This window comes from Micromonospora fluostatini (assembly GCF_050410825.1).
Taxonomy (GTDB): domain Bacteria; phylum Actinomycetota; class Actinomycetes; order Mycobacteriales; family Micromonosporaceae; genus Micromonospora; species Micromonospora rosaria.
Map to the genome: position 1 here is coordinate 6,099,525 of NZ_CP191251.1, position 16,081 is coordinate 6,115,605.

General features: G+C 69.0%; 14 protein-coding genes and 3 pseudogenes. 7 read left to right on the forward strand and 10 right to left on the reverse strand.

Translation table 11 applies throughout. From position 1 onward, the window contains the following. Nucleotides 1–207 precede the first annotated feature (207 nt). From ACQUFX_RS27115 to ACQUFX_RS27155, 9 genes and pseudogenes are all read right to left on the reverse strand, one after another. Nucleotides 208–1,596 carry an IS1380 family transposase gene (locus ACQUFX_RS27115; RefSeq protein WP_428962273.1) on the reverse strand — a complete coding sequence of 463 codons (1,389 nt, stop codon included), beginning with the start codon at nt 1,594–1,596 and terminating at the stop codon, nt 208–210. 119 nt (nt 1,597–1,715) lie between these two features. Further along, complete coding sequence (locus ACQUFX_RS27120) at nt 1,716–2,537, reverse strand: phosphotransferase (RefSeq protein ID WP_428963053.1); 822 nt, start codon at nt 2,535–2,537, stop codon at nt 1,716–1,718. A 12-nt stretch (nt 2,538–2,549) separates the two neighbouring features. Further along, a complete protein-coding gene (locus ACQUFX_RS27125) occupies nt 2,550–3,026 on the reverse strand; it encodes a glycine-rich domain-containing protein (protein ID WP_428963054.1) in 477 nt (158 codons plus the stop codon). Between the two features lie 344 nt (nt 3,027–3,370). Then, a complete protein-coding gene (locus ACQUFX_RS27130) occupies nt 3,371–3,592 on the reverse strand; it encodes a PfkB family carbohydrate kinase (RefSeq protein ID WP_428967098.1) in 222 nt (73 codons plus the stop codon). 1,222 nt (nt 3,593–4,814) lie between these two features. Next, nucleotides 4,815–5,192, reverse strand: a complete 378-nt coding sequence (locus tag ACQUFX_RS27135) for a hypothetical protein (RefSeq protein ID WP_428963055.1) — start codon at nt 5,190–5,192, stop codon at nt 4,815–4,817. A gap of 20 nt (nt 5,193–5,212) precedes the next feature. Continuing rightward, nucleotides 5,213–6,112, reverse strand: a pseudogene (locus ACQUFX_RS27140) (transcriptional regulator); the annotation flags it as partial. 18 nt (nt 6,113–6,130) lie between these two features. Continuing rightward, a protein-coding gene (locus tag ACQUFX_RS27145) for an IS5 family transposase (protein ID WP_428963056.1) occupies nt 6,131–7,008 on the reverse strand; the annotation gives its coding sequence in 2 pieces (ribosomal slippage) (nt 6,131–6,615 and nt 6,615–7,008; 879 coding nt in all). Nucleotides 7,009–7,138: 130 nt separating this feature from the next. Continuing rightward, nucleotides 7,139–7,588, reverse strand: a pseudogene (locus ACQUFX_RS27150) (transcriptional regulator); the annotation flags it as partial. A gap of 903 nt (nt 7,589–8,491) precedes the next feature. Then, nucleotides 8,492–8,665 carry a hypothetical protein gene (locus ACQUFX_RS27155; RefSeq protein WP_428963057.1) on the reverse strand — a complete coding sequence of 58 codons (174 nt, stop codon included), beginning with the start codon at nt 8,663–8,665 and terminating at the stop codon, nt 8,492–8,494. Between the two features lie 3 nt (nt 8,666–8,668). Here ACQUFX_RS27155 and ACQUFX_RS27160 point away from each other — a divergent pair. The 5 genes and pseudogenes from ACQUFX_RS27160 to ACQUFX_RS27180 all read left to right on the forward strand — a co-directional run bounded on the left by ACQUFX_RS27160 (nt 8,669) and on the right by ACQUFX_RS27180 (nt 12,924). Beyond that, nucleotides 8,669–9,973: pseudogene (locus ACQUFX_RS27160) on the forward strand (IS256 family transposase). Nucleotides 9,974–10,068: 95 nt separating this feature from the next. After that, a complete protein-coding gene (locus tag ACQUFX_RS27165) occupies nt 10,069–10,347 on the forward strand; it encodes a hypothetical protein (RefSeq protein WP_428967156.1) in 279 nt (92 codons plus the stop codon). Next, nucleotides 10,289–10,591: an NYN domain-containing protein gene (locus ACQUFX_RS27170; protein ID WP_428967099.1), complete on the forward strand. Its 303-nt coding sequence runs from the start codon at nt 10,289–10,291 to the stop codon at nt 10,589–10,591. Before ACQUFX_RS27165 ends, ACQUFX_RS27170 begins: the two co-directional genes overlap by 59 nt. Before the next feature lie 223 nt (nt 10,592–10,814). Next, on the forward strand, nt 10,815–12,026 hold the full coding sequence (locus ACQUFX_RS27175) for a pectate lyase (protein ID WP_428963058.1): 1,212 nt from the start codon (nt 10,815–10,817) through the stop codon (nt 12,024–12,026). A 538-nt stretch (nt 12,027–12,564) separates the two neighbouring features. Further along, on the forward strand, nt 12,565–12,924 hold the full coding sequence (locus ACQUFX_RS27180; protein ID WP_428963059.1) for a hypothetical protein: 360 nt from the start codon (nt 12,565–12,567) through the stop codon (nt 12,922–12,924). Nucleotides 12,925–13,186: 262 nt separating this feature from the next. Here ACQUFX_RS27180 and ACQUFX_RS27185 read toward each other — a convergent pair whose 3' ends face one another. Then, the gene (locus ACQUFX_RS27185) at nt 13,187–13,957 is read right to left on the reverse strand and encodes a phosphotransferase (protein ID WP_428963060.1); all 771 of its coding nucleotides are present in this window, start codon (nt 13,955–13,957) and stop codon (nt 13,187–13,189) included. 184 nt (nt 13,958–14,141) lie between these two features. On the opposite strand from ACQUFX_RS27185, the gene ACQUFX_RS27190 reads away from it, so the two are divergent. Beyond that, nucleotides 14,142–14,675, forward strand: coding sequence for a SigE family RNA polymerase sigma factor (locus ACQUFX_RS27190; RefSeq protein WP_428963061.1), 534 nt, complete (start codon nt 14,142–14,144; stop codon nt 14,673–14,675). Beyond that, on the forward strand, nt 14,662–15,849 hold the full coding sequence (locus ACQUFX_RS27195; protein ID WP_428963062.1) for a hypothetical protein: 1,188 nt from the start codon (nt 14,662–14,664) through the stop codon (nt 15,847–15,849). Before ACQUFX_RS27190 ends, ACQUFX_RS27195 begins: the two co-directional genes overlap by 14 nt. Nucleotides 15,850–16,081 lie beyond the last annotated feature (232 nt).

Below are 16,081 nucleotides of genomic sequence, written 5' to 3' on the forward strand. Positions count from 1 at the left end.
AGGCGTAGTCGTCGCTCTCCTCAGCGCCTCGATCCACCGATGCGGTTGCCGCTGATGGCCAATTGATCTTTTTGTGATTGGTGATTCGGCAGGGTGTGTGGGAGCCGCCGATTACGTGATCGGCTTGCTCCGGTTGGGTGGTTCGGGGCGGGTAGCGGGGGTTGTGGCCTGTGGTCGGGCCGCCTGGTTCCGGCTGGTGGGTCGTGGTCAGCCGGGTGCCGGCCCGACGGCGGTGTAGAGGTTGTCGAGCGCTGCTTGCCAGGGCCAGTGCTCGGGTAGGTGCACGATGATGGTGCGGGCCCGGTGGGCGAGGCGGGCGGCGACGTTGATGATCCGGGTGCGGATGGTGGCCGGGCGGGCGGTCGCCCAGGCGCCGGCGGCGAGGTGTCCGGCGGCGCGGGTGAGGTTGTGGGCGATGCCGGCGCAGGTCAGCCAGGTGTCGTTCGCGCTGAACCGGCCCGAGGGCAGGTGCGCGAGGGGTCCGGCGATCAGGTCGGCGTTGACCTGCTCGATGATCGCGTGTTGGCGGTGCTGGGCTTCGGCCTGCACGAGCGTGTAGGGGCTGTCGGTGAACACCGCGTGATACCGGTAGGTGGGCAGCAGTTCTTCCTGGCCCGGGGCCTGGGCGGGGTCGTCGCGGCGGACGCGGCGCACGATCAGCCGGGCGGTGATCTGGTGGCGGGTGCCGGCGAACGCGGTGTACTCGGTCTCGGCGATCTGCGCGTCGGAGATCCACCTTCCGGCGTCGTCGTCCCAGACGGCCTGCGGATACTTGATGTCGATCCACTGGGCGTCCGTGATGCTCTCGCAGGCGGTGCGGATCTTCGCGTCGATCCGGGTGGTGAGTGAGAACCGCACCTTGCGGCGGCGGCAGGCGGCGATGACGGTCTTGGCGTAGAACGCCGAGTCGGCGCGCACCACGATCTCCCCCGTTGCGCCGCACGAGCGGGCCGTGGTGATCGCCTCGGCGATCATGCTGGCCGCACCGCGGGCCGAGCCGGCGTTACCGGCGCGCAGTCGGGTGGCGGCGATCACCGGCACCGACAACGGCGTGGACAACGTCGCCACCACAGGGTTGTAGCCGCGCAGCCAGACGTTGTAGCCGCCGACCTTGGCGTGGCCGAACCCGATGCCCTGCTTGCGCTTGCCGAACACCCGCCGCAGCATCGAATCGATGTCCACAAAACACAGCGTGTCGGCGCCGGCCAGCAGTGGTGCCCGCCGAGCCAGGCCGATCAACGTGTCTCGGGCGGCGGCCTGCAACTGCCGCACATGCCCATGGGTGAACGTGCGCAGGAACGAGCCGAGTGTCGAGGGCGCGTACACGCTGGTGAACAGCGACCGCATGCCGCCGTGCCGGGTCACGTCGAGGTCGTCGATGCTGTCCGCACCGGCGAGCATCCCCGCGATGATCGTGGCGACCTTCCCGGCCGGGTTCGCGCCCTTGTCCGTCGGCAGGCTCAACCGGTCGGTGACCGCGTCATGCAGACCGGCCCGCTCGGCCAGCCGCATCACCGGCACCAGCCCGGCACACGACACCAGATTCGGATCATCAAACGTCGCGCGCACCACCGGCGCGTCATGGCGTAATCTCACCTGCGAGGTGCCCTTTCGAGCCGAACGATAGAAGCGTGAGAACTCCTATCCTTCCAGCTCAAGGGGCACCTTCTGTCTACGGGGTCTCGCCAACCCAGCCTTCATCGGTGGATCGAGGCTCAGGGCCGAGGCCGGGGATTTTCGGGCAGCGAGCAGTGCGGTGGGGAAGCGCGGCTTCGGTGGGTCGCCCACTCGGTGGTCCAGGCCGCGAGATCGTGTACCCATCCCTGGCCGTTCTCGCGGGACTTGGTCGACCACTTCGAGGCGCTTCGGTCGGCGAAATCGTCCAGGACCTCGCGGTCGGTTGCCGTCCAGGCGGGGAACTGGGCCAGCCACTCCTCGGCCTGGCCCGGGGTGTGGCCGCTGCCGATGAGCCACTGCACGAGCAGCGCCAGTTCGACCCACGGGGCCGATCTGGTGGCCCAGGCCCAGTCGACGATGCGCAGCCCGCGTGTCGTCACGATCAGGTTGGCGGGGTTGAGGTCGGAGTGAACGAGCATCCCGCCCTCCATCGCCGGATGGGCGAAACCGAGCCGGTTGGCCGGCGTGAACCAGCGGCCGTCGGGGGCAGGCGTTTCCTGAAGGCCCTTCAGTGCGGAGGCCAGCAGGTCCAGATCGGCGCTGCCGGGCGACAGGTCGGGGTGGGAGCCGTCCAGGTGCTCGACTCCCACCACCAACCAGCCGCCGCACTCGAAGTGCCACAGCACGTCAGGCGGGTACCCGGTGATCGCGCTGGTTGCCGCCAGCTCGAAGCGAAGCGACCGGACGCCCAGGTCACCCGAAGCCGCCTTGACGAAGACCCTGCCCGCCGAGCCGGTGACGGTCGACGCGATCTCCGCGTGGTTGCCGTTCGAAGCCGGGTCCACGTCGACGATGCCGCCGACTCGCTCGGCGATCCGCGCCGTCACAGCCTCGGGCAGGGTGGTCCAGTCACGTCGCACAAGTTTCCTCCGTCAGTTGCCCGGGTTGGGCGGGCAGCACGACTCCGCCTCGCCGGCCCAGAACTCCATGTCCACCCGGTAGCCGGTCTGGTGGAGCGCCGCCAGCGTGAACGTGACGGCGGTCCCGTCCATCATCCCCTCGGTGAGGACGGGGATGTGGTGCACGAAGCCCCCGGCGATCTGCTCGCACGCGGCGGCGTACGGCACGGTGTGCTGCAACACGGAGTGCCACACCGCGTCGACCGGGAGGGTCGGCACGACACGGCCGATCGTCCCGTCCGGCAGCGGCATCCCGAACTCCGGGTTGTCGACGTTCTCGGCGTGCGCCTTCAGGAACACGCAGAACTGCTCGACGGCCCGCTCCGCGTAGGTCTGGGTGACGTGCTGGTCGGCGGCGAAGTAGTCGACCAGCTTGCCGAACGTCTCGGGGTCGACGAGGGTCCGGGGGTCGGCGGCGGTCCTGGTCAACTGGTCTACGGTGATAGTCACGACTTCTCCTTCAGCCTGTGCGGTCAGCGGCGCTGGTTAGCGCCGGGTGCGGAGGTAAGGGGTCTCCGCGTCCGTGCCTGTCCTTCGGTGAAGCGATCATGAAAATGATTTGCGGGATGATCTGGACGGCGGGCCCCTCACCCTCGGCATGCCCCCTCACCCTCGGTCCCTGGCCCGTGGCCGGCACGCAGCTCACCGACCATGACCACACTCGCTGCGGACATCCCCACTCAACGCCAACCGGCATGATGTCGAACATCCTCGACACTGAATTTCGACACAGAACCGCCCCATCAAGCCCGCACCCGCCACTTCGGACAGCTCCGGGGCGCCTCGCGTTGTCACTACCGCTGTACGCCGCTTCTCCCGAGGGTTGTCGCGGCGGCAACGCCGTCGGGGACTGCGTGGGAGAGCGGACGCTGGAGAGCCAGCCGCGCGGCGAGAGTGCCGAGGAAGGTGTCGCCCGCTCCGCTGGTGTTGATCGCGTTGGCGTGTTGTGCGGGCATGAGTGCGGAGTCGTCAACGCGGATGCAGGCGGCACCGCGCGGGCCAGACCCTCCGACCAGCTGAGTGACAACGACCTGCTCCTACAAACTGACCGCCGACACCTACACTTCCGTCCTTGCCGAGGTGAAGAAGAGCACCGCCGAGGCAACCATCAAACTCGTTCCCCGCCGTAACCATCCAAAGGAAGCGGAGGCCGCGTAAAGGGTGATCGGCCGCCGGCCGTGATCAACAGGTGTTGAATACCTGGGCCCTGCCCGTACCATCGATCCACGCAGGCCAGTTGGTGATCTAGGAACCCCCGGTGAGCACGAAATCCCTGGGGGGTTCCTAACCGCGAAACATGCCCAGAAGGAGTAAAACGGTCTCAAGGCAGGGGATGGAGTCAGCGATAATCACGCATATCCCCAGGTCGCGAGCCGCTGCGCCCGGCCACTGCGCCGGGCGAGGATCGCAACCTGTACCTGCCGGCGCCGGTGGACCCGAACAGCCCGGACGCTGCGCCCGGCCACTGCGCCGGGCGAGGATCGCAACACGCCGGGCCAGGGCGACCAGGTCGGCGGTCCGGGCGCGCCCGGCCACTGCGCCGGGCGAGGATCGCAACACGCCGGGCCAGGGCGACCAGGTCGGCGGTCCGGGCGCGCCCGGCCACTGCGCCGGGCGAGGATCGCAACACGGGCGGGAGCGGCCTGTGGGTCGACCGCGTCCGCTAGCTGCGCCCGGCCACTGCGCCGGGCGAGGATCGCAACTGGGGCGGCGCCTTGGACCTGGGCCGGGACTTCCTGCTGCGCCCGGCCACCGCGCCGGGCGAGGATCGCAACGTACTGATGTGCGGGCTACAGTAGCCGGCACCGACAGGCTGCGCCCGGCCACAGCGCCGGGCGAGGATCGCAACGGGAGTAGCGCCATCTGCAGAAATGGACGACGGTGCATGCTGCGCCCGGCCACCGCGCCGGGCGAGGATCGCGGGTCGTCGGCGACGTCCAGGACGTGGTCGGCAGCGAGGCTGCGCCCGGCCCACCGCGCCGGGCGAGGATCGCAACCACCCGGGCGCAGCCGTCCACAGTGCCGTTGAGGCGTGCTGCGCCGCTGAGCTGCTGTCTTCGGCGCGCCCGGTCTTCCCCGGGCGCGCCGAGGTCGCTGCGGCCGGTATGAGTGACAACGCTCGCAAACGCAGTCATGCCGGCCGGCGCAGCGCCCGTCCCGCGCACGTCGCGGCGGCTTAGGGGAGCCGGACGGCCCTGAGGGTGGCGTGAAACCTGGCGTTGTCGGCTGAATATCCGCTTAGCGCGTCGAGATCAGCGTCTGCTCGATGTGTTCGAAGATGTCCGAGTCGGTCTCCTGCTGCCACGCCGGCAGGTCCGACCAGTCGGCCACGTAGGAGGCCTTCGGGTTCGGGAAGTGTTTGAAGATCTGCGCGATCCAGCACAGGGCGACGAAGCGCCCTTTCTGTTCACGGGTCAGCTTCGCGGTTGCACCATCGGCTACCTCGATGAACTGCTGGACCTGCTCATACACTGCGGCAGCGCTCAGCCGTTCCCATTCGGGCGTATCCTCCCAGGGCGTGACGTAGCCCGCTTTCGGTTCGCCGGGATAGTGTCTACGGACTCCCGCGATCCATGCCTCGCGGAACACGCGCCCCGGTTCTTCGACCTGCACCATGGCCCCCCCCTCTGGTCCGGTCAGTCCCCTGCCCTTGTCAGGGCATTGATCTGGCTGTTGAGATGCCGCACGTGAGTGTCAGCAAGGAACGGCTGCAAGTGGTGGTGTAGTCGGTTCAGTTTGACGCCGACCACGCCCGAGCCGCTCTGGCGGGCAGTATCGAGAGCGGCGCTACCGTAGAGCACGATCTGGTGTACGTCGCTACGGTGAGCTCCGACCAAGGCGAGGTCCGTCAGAACGGTTCCGCGTCGTCGCGTGGAGAGGCTCTGTGACAGGGCGCCGGTCAGCACCGGTTCGGCCAGGTCTGGGCGCCTCAACTCGACGTAGCAGGCTCCGCGTTCCTCGGGGAGCCGGGAGCCGTCGAAACGCAACCATCCGCCGTTGTGCACCCGGCCAGGCAGACGGTTGACCTCTTCGGCTTGGTCGAGCGCCCGCCGGCATCCGCCGAGGTCACCAAGGCCCGCGAGAGCCTGCGCCTGCACAGTTCGTGCCCAGTGCCGGGTCGACAGAGCGCTGTCCCCGTTCTGGGCCAGGCCGGCGGCAACGTCCAGCATCGGTGCGGCGTGCCGGAAGTCGCGCTCGTAGACGCTGATGAAGGCGTGACGGATCATCGCGCACGCCCAGAGGTCGTAGGCGGCGGCTTCTCGGGCAGCGGTCGCAGCCAGGGTGTAGCAGTGCGCGGCCTCGCTGTACGCGTTCGTGTCGAAGGCGACTTCGCCGGCGAGCTGGAGCAGGTCCGCGGTGACCCCGCAGAGCCTGCGGTGCACGGGTGTCGTGTGGGAGCGGCGCAGGTTGGCCGTGAGCGTCGTCAGCTGACGGTTGACCAGCGGTGATACTGCCGCCTTGGACTCGGCTACGCCGAAGGCCGCCCACAGCTGGGCGTTCAGCCGTTCGTACTCGTCGAGGGTTGCTGGGTCTAGGGCCTGTGTCGAAGTCCGTCACAGCCACTCGCTGATGGCGGCGATCTGCACCGTGGCCTGGTAGCGGACGGCCAGCTTGTCGAAGCGGGTGGCGACGGCCCGGTGGCGTTTGAGCCGGTTGATGCCGCACTCCACAGCATGGCGCTGCTGGTAGATCACCGGGTCGAAGGCCGGGGGTCGGCCACCTTTGGATCCCTTGGCCCGTCGGTGGGCGTCCTGGTCGGCCTTGCTCGGGATGGTCGCGGCGATTCCGCGTCGGCGCAGGTAGGCCCGATTGGCCTTCGACGTGTACGCCTTGTCGGCCAGGACCCGGTCCGGTCGGGTCCTCGGCCGGCCGACGCCGAGGCGAGGGACGCGGATGGCGGCCAGGACCGGGATGAACTGCGGGCTGTCCCCACGCTGCCCGGCGGTCACCACGATCGACAGCGGCTTCTGTCCCTGCTCACACGCCAGGTGCAGCTTCGTGGTCAACCCACCGCGGGAGCGGCCCAGGGCGTGGTCGTCCGGCTCGACGCTGACACCCCCGGGCGTTTCGACCTGCAGATCCCCCTTTTCCGGGCCCCGGCCGCATGCTGATGGGCCCGAGCGCTGGTGGAATCCACCGACACGTCCCAGGTGATCCTGCCGGCCTCGTCGGCGAGGGCCTGCAACACGGTGAGGACCTGCTGCCAGGACCCATTGCGCTGCCACCGCCGGAACAGGGCATACACCGCCGACCAGGAGCCGTAGTGCGGTGGCACGTCCCGCCACGGGGAACCCACCCGGATCCGCCACCGGATCCCGTCGATCAACTGCCGCCTGGTCCATGACGACGGACGACCCGGCCGCTTCGGCACCGGCAGCAACGGCTCCAGCACCGCCCACTGCACGTCGGTCAGGTCGAACCGCCTCGTCACCGCTAAGGTGTCCACGAGGTCTCCGGTTTCCGGTTCTGCTTGGTCGCTGAACCATCTACCGGAGACCTCGCCGCGTCTCGACCTCCGACACGCCGAACGGTCACACCAGTTCAGGCGCCACCACTGACTTCGACACAGGCCCTAGTCGCTTGTTCCCGTCACTGAAGGATTCGATGCGCGCCCAGTCGAGCTGACTGGCCGGGACGGGTGCGGCCAACAGCGCACCAGTCAGGCTCAGCAGGCGTAGCAACTCGCGGCGGTTCATGTCGCCAGTGTCCGTGATCTCCCTGCCGGTCAGCGACTCGCCAGCATGATCATCACCAGCGATGAGCATTTCGCCAGGGGGTATCCGGTGCGCGACGGGGTCAGTATGGCGTTGGCCACGGGTGATGTAGAAGCCCAGGTCAGCGTCCCGCGAGGCCTTCAGCGCCGCCCGGAATGCCTCCCGGGTTGTGGGCTTGGGCCAGCGGTGTTCTCCCCGCTCAAGCTTCCCGACGTGGTTGGCGTCCATGCTGGTTTTCGTACCGTAGGTGTCCCACAGGTAGCTGTTGACCGCCTCAGCGACCCTCTGCCGGGACATCCGTCGACCTGAACCACTCGGAGACAGAAGTCGACGGCGAGCATCGCTGAGCAGAGTGTTAGGGCCATCTGGCACACCCGACTTCGGTACCAACCCATCACCGCCCGTCGAAAACTCGCTGGTGGTCCTCTCGGGCGGCCCTGCAAGATCGCTGCCACCCTCATCCCCGGTCTGCTGGACCTCGGCCTCCGTCTTGCCGAACGAAGGCGGCCCGCCGGTCCGGTTTGCCGGAATGCCACGCCAGCATGCCAGCGTGGCTACCTGATCACAAGACGCATCGCCAACCGCGACTAGCCACATCGACCGAGCGTTGTGCGGCCTGATCGCCGCAAGGATCCCGATTCGCTGAGCCGGTCGCCGCGCTTCGGGTCTGCGCTGCGGCTACGCGGCGTTCAGCGTCGCTCCGGGGACGCGGCGGGGCAGCCGTTGCGGGAGCCGCGCCCGTAGGGCGTAACGGTGGCGGCGAACCGGCGGTGAACCAGCCGACGAAACCGCCGGATTCGCAGACCGGCCGCTGTGGTGCGGGTTCGCGGGTGGGGGCCGGCTGAGGCAGTTGTGGCGGGCGCGCGACGCGCATCGCCCGCTGTGCCTGCCGGCGGCCAGGAAATGCCCGGTGTGGTCGGCGCACTGCAGTTTGGCGTTCCTTACCCTCCAGGATCCCGCTGTCCAGCCGAACCCTGAACCGCCTCGCCGATTGCATCCGAGCGCGACGCGCACCCAACATCGATCCCGATGGCGGCGCCTCGCGCCCGAACGACAGGCGATGCTCGCCCTGACCCACCTGCTAACGGTGAAACGCCGACACCGTCTCGCCGCCGGCCTCATGGTGGTGCGCGGCCTGTGCCAGCTACCTCGGGCCAGGGCTGGTCATCGCCGCCAGCGTGAAGCTGCTTTGCGGAGCGCTCACGTCGTGGGGCTGCCGCGCTGTTGATCCTGGTTGTCGGCGGGGCGGGTCGGGGTGAGGCCGGCGTCGGTGAGGCGCTGGTGGTAGTGGGTGAGGAGTGTGTGGGCGCCGTGGTGGTCGCCGAGTTCGGGACTGTAAAACGAACGGTGTAACTCCTGATCAAGGAGCAGCACCTGATGACGGATGTCGTGATCGCCGAGGTCGATACTGGCCAGGTGGCGAAGCGTGGACCGGCGCGGCCGGTGGGAGACGGGGTCGACGATCAGCTCGTCGCGCAGGTGGTGGAACAGGCCCGCGCGGCGGGTCTGCAGCTCACCGGCGAGGGCGGGCTGCTGCAACAGCTGACCAAGCGGGTTCTGGAAGCCGCTCTCGACGGTGAGATCACCGACCACCTGGGCTATGACAAGGGCGATCCAGCAGGGAACAACGGTGGGAACTCCCGCAACGGGGTGCGGGGCAAGACCGTGCTGACCGAGGTCGGCCCGGTGCGGATCGAGGTGCCCCGCGACCGTGACGGCAGCTTCGAGCCGCAGATCGTGCGTAAGCGCCAGCGCCGCTTGTCCGGGGTGGAGGACATGGTGATCTCCTTGTCGGCCAAGGGGCTGACGACGGGGGAGATCCAGGCCCACCTCGCGCAGGTGTATGGCGCGGACGTGTCCCGGCAGACGATCTCCACGATCACCGACAAGGTCGTCGAGGGCATGACCGAGTGGCAGAACCGGCCCCTCGACCCGGTTTACCCGGTGATCTTCCTCGACGCGGTGCACGTGAAGATCCGCGACGGGAAGGTCGCCAACCGGCCCATCTACATGGCCCTGGCCGTCACGGTCGATGGCAACCGGGACATCCTCGGGCTGTGGGCCGGTGATGGTGGTGAGGGCGCCAAGTTCTGGCTCGGCGTGCTCACCGAGTTGAAGAACCGGGGTGTCGCAGACGCGTGCATGGTGGTCTGTGACGGGCTCAAGGGTCTGCCGGACGCGATCGGGCAGACCTGGCCCGAGGCGGTCGTGCAGACCTGCGTGATCCATCTGTTGCGGGCGTCGTTCCGCTACGCCGGACGGCAGCACTGGGACGCTATCGCGAAGGCGTAGAAGCCGGTCTACACGGCGGCGACCGAGGCCGCCGCCCGGGAGCGCTTCGCCGAGTTCGCACAGGCGTGGGGTGGCAGGTATCCGGCGATCATCAGGTTGTGGGAGCAGGCGTGGGCGGAGTTCGTGCCGTTCCTGGCCTTCGACGCCGAGATCCGTACCGTGATCTGTTCCACCAACGCCATCGAGTCCGTCAACGCCCGGATCCGCCGAGCGGTCCGGGCCCGCGGCCACTTCCCCCACGAGGCCGCCGCCCTCAAGTGCGTGTACCTCGCCGTGATGAGCCTCGACCCGACCGGGCAGGGCCGCCGGCGATGGACCATGCGCTGGAAACCCGCTCTGAACGCCTTCGAGATGACCTTCGAAGGACGCCTGACCGCAGGCCGCAAGTAGCCCTCAACAACCCGGGTTACACCGTTCGTTTGACAGACCCGCTCAGCGCCGCAGCGGTCCGGGTGACGGAGACGTCGCTGCGGTACGGGATTCAGGTGGACTACGAGTCACTGATCGACGCGCTCGTCCAGCAGGCCGAGGCGCTGTCGGAGCTGCCGATGTTGCGCGTGCACTGGCACGACTCTGCGAGAGACGGTGTACCCGACGGCTCGCAGCAGTTCATCGGTGATCTGCCCAACGTCAAGCTGCGGCTCGGCCGGTTCGGCGTGGAACGGCCAGCAGAAAGGTGTCGACCTGCGCATTGGGCTCGACCTGGTGACGCACGCACGCAACGCAGTTGCGGACGTCTTCGTCCTCGTTCCGGGCGACGATGATCTCACCGAGGCCGTGGAGGAGGCCCAGGTGCACGGGGTACAGGTCATCCTGCTCGCCGTCCCCAAACGGGCAGGACCGACCCCATGGCATCAGCCGGCATCTGATCCGGGCGGCCGACGGGCTCAAGATCATGTTCCCGGACGCCATCGACCATGCCGTGACGAAGATGGAGACACCCTCGGCGGTGCCGTCACCGATGGCGGTGTCCGCTGGGCGGGCACCCGCGTGCCATGGCCCCGTTGACGGGCTTCGCCGCGCAGGAAGGCTCACGAGCACCTTGCCTGTCGTCCGCGCCCGCGTCCAGCCGAGTCCCTGGCCCAGGCGGTGCCCCTCGGGCTTATATCGGACTCCCCGCAGCATAGATACACAGACCGGGTGTGACCCTTGCCTCATCATCGACCGTTCCCTATCGTTGTCGGAAAGCGCTTTCCACCACCACGTTGCTATGTCTGAAAGGTGACATCGGATGAAACGCAAAGTCGCCACACGGTTGCTGGCCGGCGGTGCCACTGTGGTCGCAGGTGCCGTCGTCGCACTGGCGCTGCAGGTTCCCAACGCCTCGGCCGCCACGAACCTGAGCCTCGGTGCCGGCGCCGACGGCTCCAGCAAGGCCAGTGGTACCAGCTACGGCAACGTCATAGACGGCAACGCCAGCACCTACTGGTCGCCGAGCGGCTCGACCGGCACGGTCTCGGTCAAGTGGGGCAGCGCCACCACGGTGTCCTCGGCCGTCATCGCGCAGGCCTCGGGCGGCGGTTCGATCACCGGCTGGCAGCTCAAGAACCACGACACGGGCTCCGTCCTGGCCAGCGGCAGTAGCGCCCCGAGCACCATCAACTTCTCCTCGACGTCGCTGAAGAAAATCTCCTTCGTCATCACCAGCGCGTCCGGCACTCCTCGGATCGCCGAGTTCGAGACGTACTCCAGCGGCGGGTCGACCCCGACCACCGGGCCGACCTCCAGCCCCACCAGCGGCCCGACGGCCAGCCCGACCGGCAACCCCGGCACGCCGACTGGCGCGTGGCCGTCGTCGGCCGGCTCGGTGAGCATCTCGGGCACGGTCAGCGTCTCCGGCACCTTCGACGGCGGGATGAAGACCTACTGCTGCATCGGTGACGGTGGGCAGGGCGAGTCGCAGGACCCGATGTTCAAGATCGCCAACGGTGGCACGCTGCAGAACGTCATCCTCGGTTCGCCCGCAGGTGACGGCGTGCACTGCGAGGGCACCTGCACGCTGCGCAACGTGTGGTGGAACGACATCGGTGAGGACGCCGCCACCTTCAAGCAGACCAACGGCGGTACCTCCTACGTCATCGGTGGCGGCGCGCGCAACGGCAGCGACAAGACCTTCCAGCACAACGGCAACGGCACGGTCAGCATCTCCGGCTTCTACCTCAAGGGGTCCGGCAAGCTGTACCGCGGCTGCGGCAACTGCTCCACCTCGCACACCCGCCACGTGCGTATCGACAACGTCCTCGTCGACGACATCGACATGCTCGCCGGAATCAACAGCAACTGGAACGACACCGCGACGATCACCCGCGTGGTCGTCATCGGCTCGGCCACCATCTGTGGCAAGTACAAGGGTGTGCCCAAGGGCAGCGAACCCAGCTACCTCGGTGAGGGCTGGAACGACGCCAACTGCAAGGTCAACAGGAGTGACGTCACCTTCCGGTAGTCACTAGACACGCTTGTTCGCGACGGGGCACCCGCCTGGCGGCGGGTGCCCCGGGTCTGCTGCACCGGTAGGTGACAGTTTCAGCCACGCGGCCTGACTGGCCGGTGGGGCCGTCATGATCGGCTCGTACTCGATGGGTCAACCGGACCGGGGGCGGTCCCGTCTGCTTCACATCGGCCGCGTAGGTTCGGCACCAGCACTGGCGGCTGCCACCTTCGCCCACGCAGTTTTTTCTCGTGCCGGCATCGCCGGAGGAGATGATGCCCACGGCGCGTACCTTGCCCCCGAGCCGGGGGAGAAGATCGGCCCGCCGGAGTCACCCTGGCCGAAGAACGCGGTGTTGTGGCTGCTGCTATCGATGCGGGTCAGCCTCGCCCTGCCGCCGACGGAGACGTTGACCTTCTTGATCTGGGCACCGCAGACCGCGCCCGAACGGCTATCGCTGGGGCAGACCCAGCGGCCGGTGGCGGACGCTAATCCTCGTTCTGCCTCGCCCGAGGCAAGTGCCGCAGCACGCGGGCACCGGTAAACTGACCCCATGCGCCAAGCGTTCGCGCACGAGGCGGTCCTCGTGCTGGAGCCGGATGCCGACATCCGGGCGCCGGGTGCGGCCATAACCGTCGCCCTCTGCGGTCACTGGGATCACCACCCGCCATGCCCGCTGGCGGCACACCACACCCAAACCGAGCGGGTCGGCGACCTGGTCCAACTCCGGACACTGTTCGCCGCCGAGCCGGACGCCGAGGGCCTGGTGCGCCAGCGCATCAACGAAACCCTGTCCGGCGGGGAGTTGCTAGGCCCGGACGGGACGGTCACCCGGTGGCGGCTTCGGTTCAGCGGACCCAGCGAGGTGACCGCCGAAGAGGCCGACCACGCCAAGCGCCTGACACGCACCTGACCGATATCCGTCTGCCTGAGAGGCGTCCCGGGCCAGCCTGATCCGACCGGGCAGCGGCATCTTCGTGCGCTTGATCGTGTAATAGTGACAGGACGAATGCTGTCCTGACCGTCGACAAGGGCAGTGCGTCAGACGACGGCCGACGGGCCGGTTCAGGTCTACTGCGAGGCGTACGAACCCGCGTGCACCACCTACGGCGGCGTGGACGGCAACCGTGGGTACGGCGCCGGTGCGCCGGTCTACGTCAACCGGGGCTGCGCACTCAGTTCAGCAGTGCCGTCAACCAGCGGTCCGTGTGGCGCTCGGTGTACTCGGCGTCCGAGCGCCACGCGTCGCCGTGCCCGGTCCGCCAGTGGGTCGCCCAGGGCTCCACGGCGAGCGCGGCCTGGTCCCGCAGGAAGTCGTGCATCGCCCGGGTCCGTACGGTCAGCAGTGGCACCAGGTCGCGGCGCTGCTGCTCGGTCAGCCCGTACGCGTCGGCGAAGGCCCGCAGCCGTGGCCCCGCGTCTGCGCGCTGCCAGTCGCGGTGGGCCGACATCGGGGTGAAGCCGTGGACGGCGTAGGAGAGATCCCAGAGCCGTGATCCCGGCCCCGCGTTGTCCCAGTCGATGAAGACCCAGCGGTCGCCGATCACCAGGTTCCACGGCGCGAGGTCGTGGTGGACGATCAGGTCGTTGCGGTCGGCCGGCATCAACACGTTCCACTGTGCGTCCAGCGGTGGGGTGAAGGTCGAGAGCGCGTCGTGCAGCTCCCGGATCAGCCGGCCCACCCTGGCGAGCTGGTCCTGCGGCTCCAGGAGGTCGAAGTGCAACGGCCACGGCACCTCACCGCGCGCGTAGGTGAGCACCTCCCGGCCCTTCCCGTCGATCCCGAGCGGTCGGGGCGCACCCCGGAATCCGACCGACCAGAGGTGTTCGAGCAGTGCATGGACCGCCGGGGTCCAGGGACCGACCCGTCGCCGCACGGTGTCTCCGACCCGCACCACGCCCGCCGTCACGTTTCCCCCGGTGAGCGGGATCTCCTCCCTCGTCATGCGCCTAACCTTCCACATCGGCCGATCCGCCGGGTCCCGATGCCGCTCGGGCGAGTGTGCCGGTTGGTCGATGCCGGCCGCAGGCCAACATGTCCACCTACCCCGGGGCTGGTGTGGCGCCCGTCACATGCAACCTTTTCCGTGGCTGCCACCGTTCCACCTCCGTCGAAGGGGGCAGGCGATCTTGAATGCCGAGGAAGAGGAAGGGTTCCGTCAGTTCGTCGCGGCCCACATGGGCCCGCTGCGCAAACTGGCGTACCTGACCTGCGGTAACTGGCACACGGCGGAGGACGCCGTGGCCACCGCCCTAGCCAAGCTGTACCCGCGCTGGCGCAAGCTCGACCGTCCCGACCTGTACGCCAAGACGATGGTGTACCGGGCCGCGGTCGACGAGGTCCGCCGGCCGTGGCGCCGGGAACGTTCTGCCGGTGACGAGATGCCGGAGGTCGCCCTGCGCGACCCGGCGGCCGCCACCGACGAGCGGATCCGGGTCCAGGCCGCCCTGCGTGCCGTGCCCCGCAAGCAGCGGGCCGCCCTGATCCTCCGCTACTACCTCGGGATGACCCTCGAGGAGAGCGCAGCGGTCCTGGGGGTCTCCGTCGGCACCGCCAAGAGCCAGACGTCGCGAGGGCTCTCCCGCCTTCGTGAGGTGCTGGCCACCGAGAGGATCGACCTGCGGGTCGCGGAAAACGAGGAGTTGTCCCGTGCGGTTGCATGAGGTGGTGGATCTGGCGACGTCGGACGCGCCGCCGGACCGGAACACGATCGACGAGATCGTCGGTAAGGGCCGCAGGGCGCAGCGTCGCCGGCGGGCCGGCTTCGCCGGTGCGGGCGCGGCGCTCGCCGTGGTCGCGGTGAGCGCGGCGGTCACCCTTCCGTCGGTCTTCGGGGGTACGGGTCAGGGCACGGTCGTCGAGGCGGCGGCGCCGTCGGCCCTCACCCAGCACGCCGGTACGGCCACGTGGGAGTACCCGGCCGACCCGTTCCAGTTCACGTTCGGTGCCTTCGAGGTCGGCCGCTGGAAGGTGGCGGCGCCGGTCGTGGCGTCGACGTCGTACCAGATCGCGTCGGTGTACCTGGACGGCCGGACCACGAACGACAGGTCGGTCACCGAGGAAGAGGCGGAGGAGCTGGCCCGGACCACCGACCGGCGGGGGAAGGGCGGGGTGGGCTACACGCCGGAGCCGACGATCTACGCCTACCTGGTGCTGTACCGGCCGGGCGCGTTCGACCCCGCCGGCCTGGCCGGGGCCACCACGCTGACGGTCGACGGCAAGGAGGCGTACCAGGTCAGCGGCGGGGCCCACGGCGGTAACCGCCGGACGCTCGCCTGGTCGTACGACTCGGACGCGTGGGCGGTCCTGTCGACGAACTCGAACTCCGAGGAGGACCCGTCCGACGCGGATCTCCAGGAGATCGTCGCGGGCCTCAAGCCGGCCACGGCGACCCCGGCCAAGCTGCCGTTCACGCTCGACTACGTGCCGGCCGGCTACCAGCCCGTCGAGATCGGCTCGCACGCCATGTCGGGGCTCAACGGCATCGCGGCGGCCCGCAACGGCGACTACGGTGGCGCGATCTTCGCGAACCCGGCGCCGGCCACCACCGGCCTGGTCGAGCCGTACGGCGGCGTCGAGGGCGAGGACGTCCCCGGCAGCTTCCAGATCTTCGTGGTGCCGTCGGCGAACTCGAACCAGACGACCGGCGACACGACGATCGAGTGCGGCAACGGCTTCTGCACCCACCGCAGCGCGGACGGCAGGACCAGCATCCAGGTGGCGAGTGGCGGACGTCTCTCCGACGCCGAGATGACCAGGATCCTGCAGGGCCTGAGGCTGAGGAACGTGAAGGACGACTCCACCTGGGCGGACGCGGCCACCGCGCTCGTCAGGTGACCGTCGTCTGACGCGGCGGCCGGGCCCTCGCGGCCCGGCCGCCGCTGCTCTTCCAGCTCCGGGGGAGGGCCGGTCGCCCCAGCGTCTCGGGGACAGTCAGGGGCAACGGCGGGGCGGGACGGGGTCGTAGACTCCCCGGGTCGCGCCGCCGGACGGCGCACCGAAGCGGGAGGAAGTCCGTGGCGAGTGACGCGCGCGAAGCCGGTGCGGTCTCGCCTGCCTCCGGTGCCAG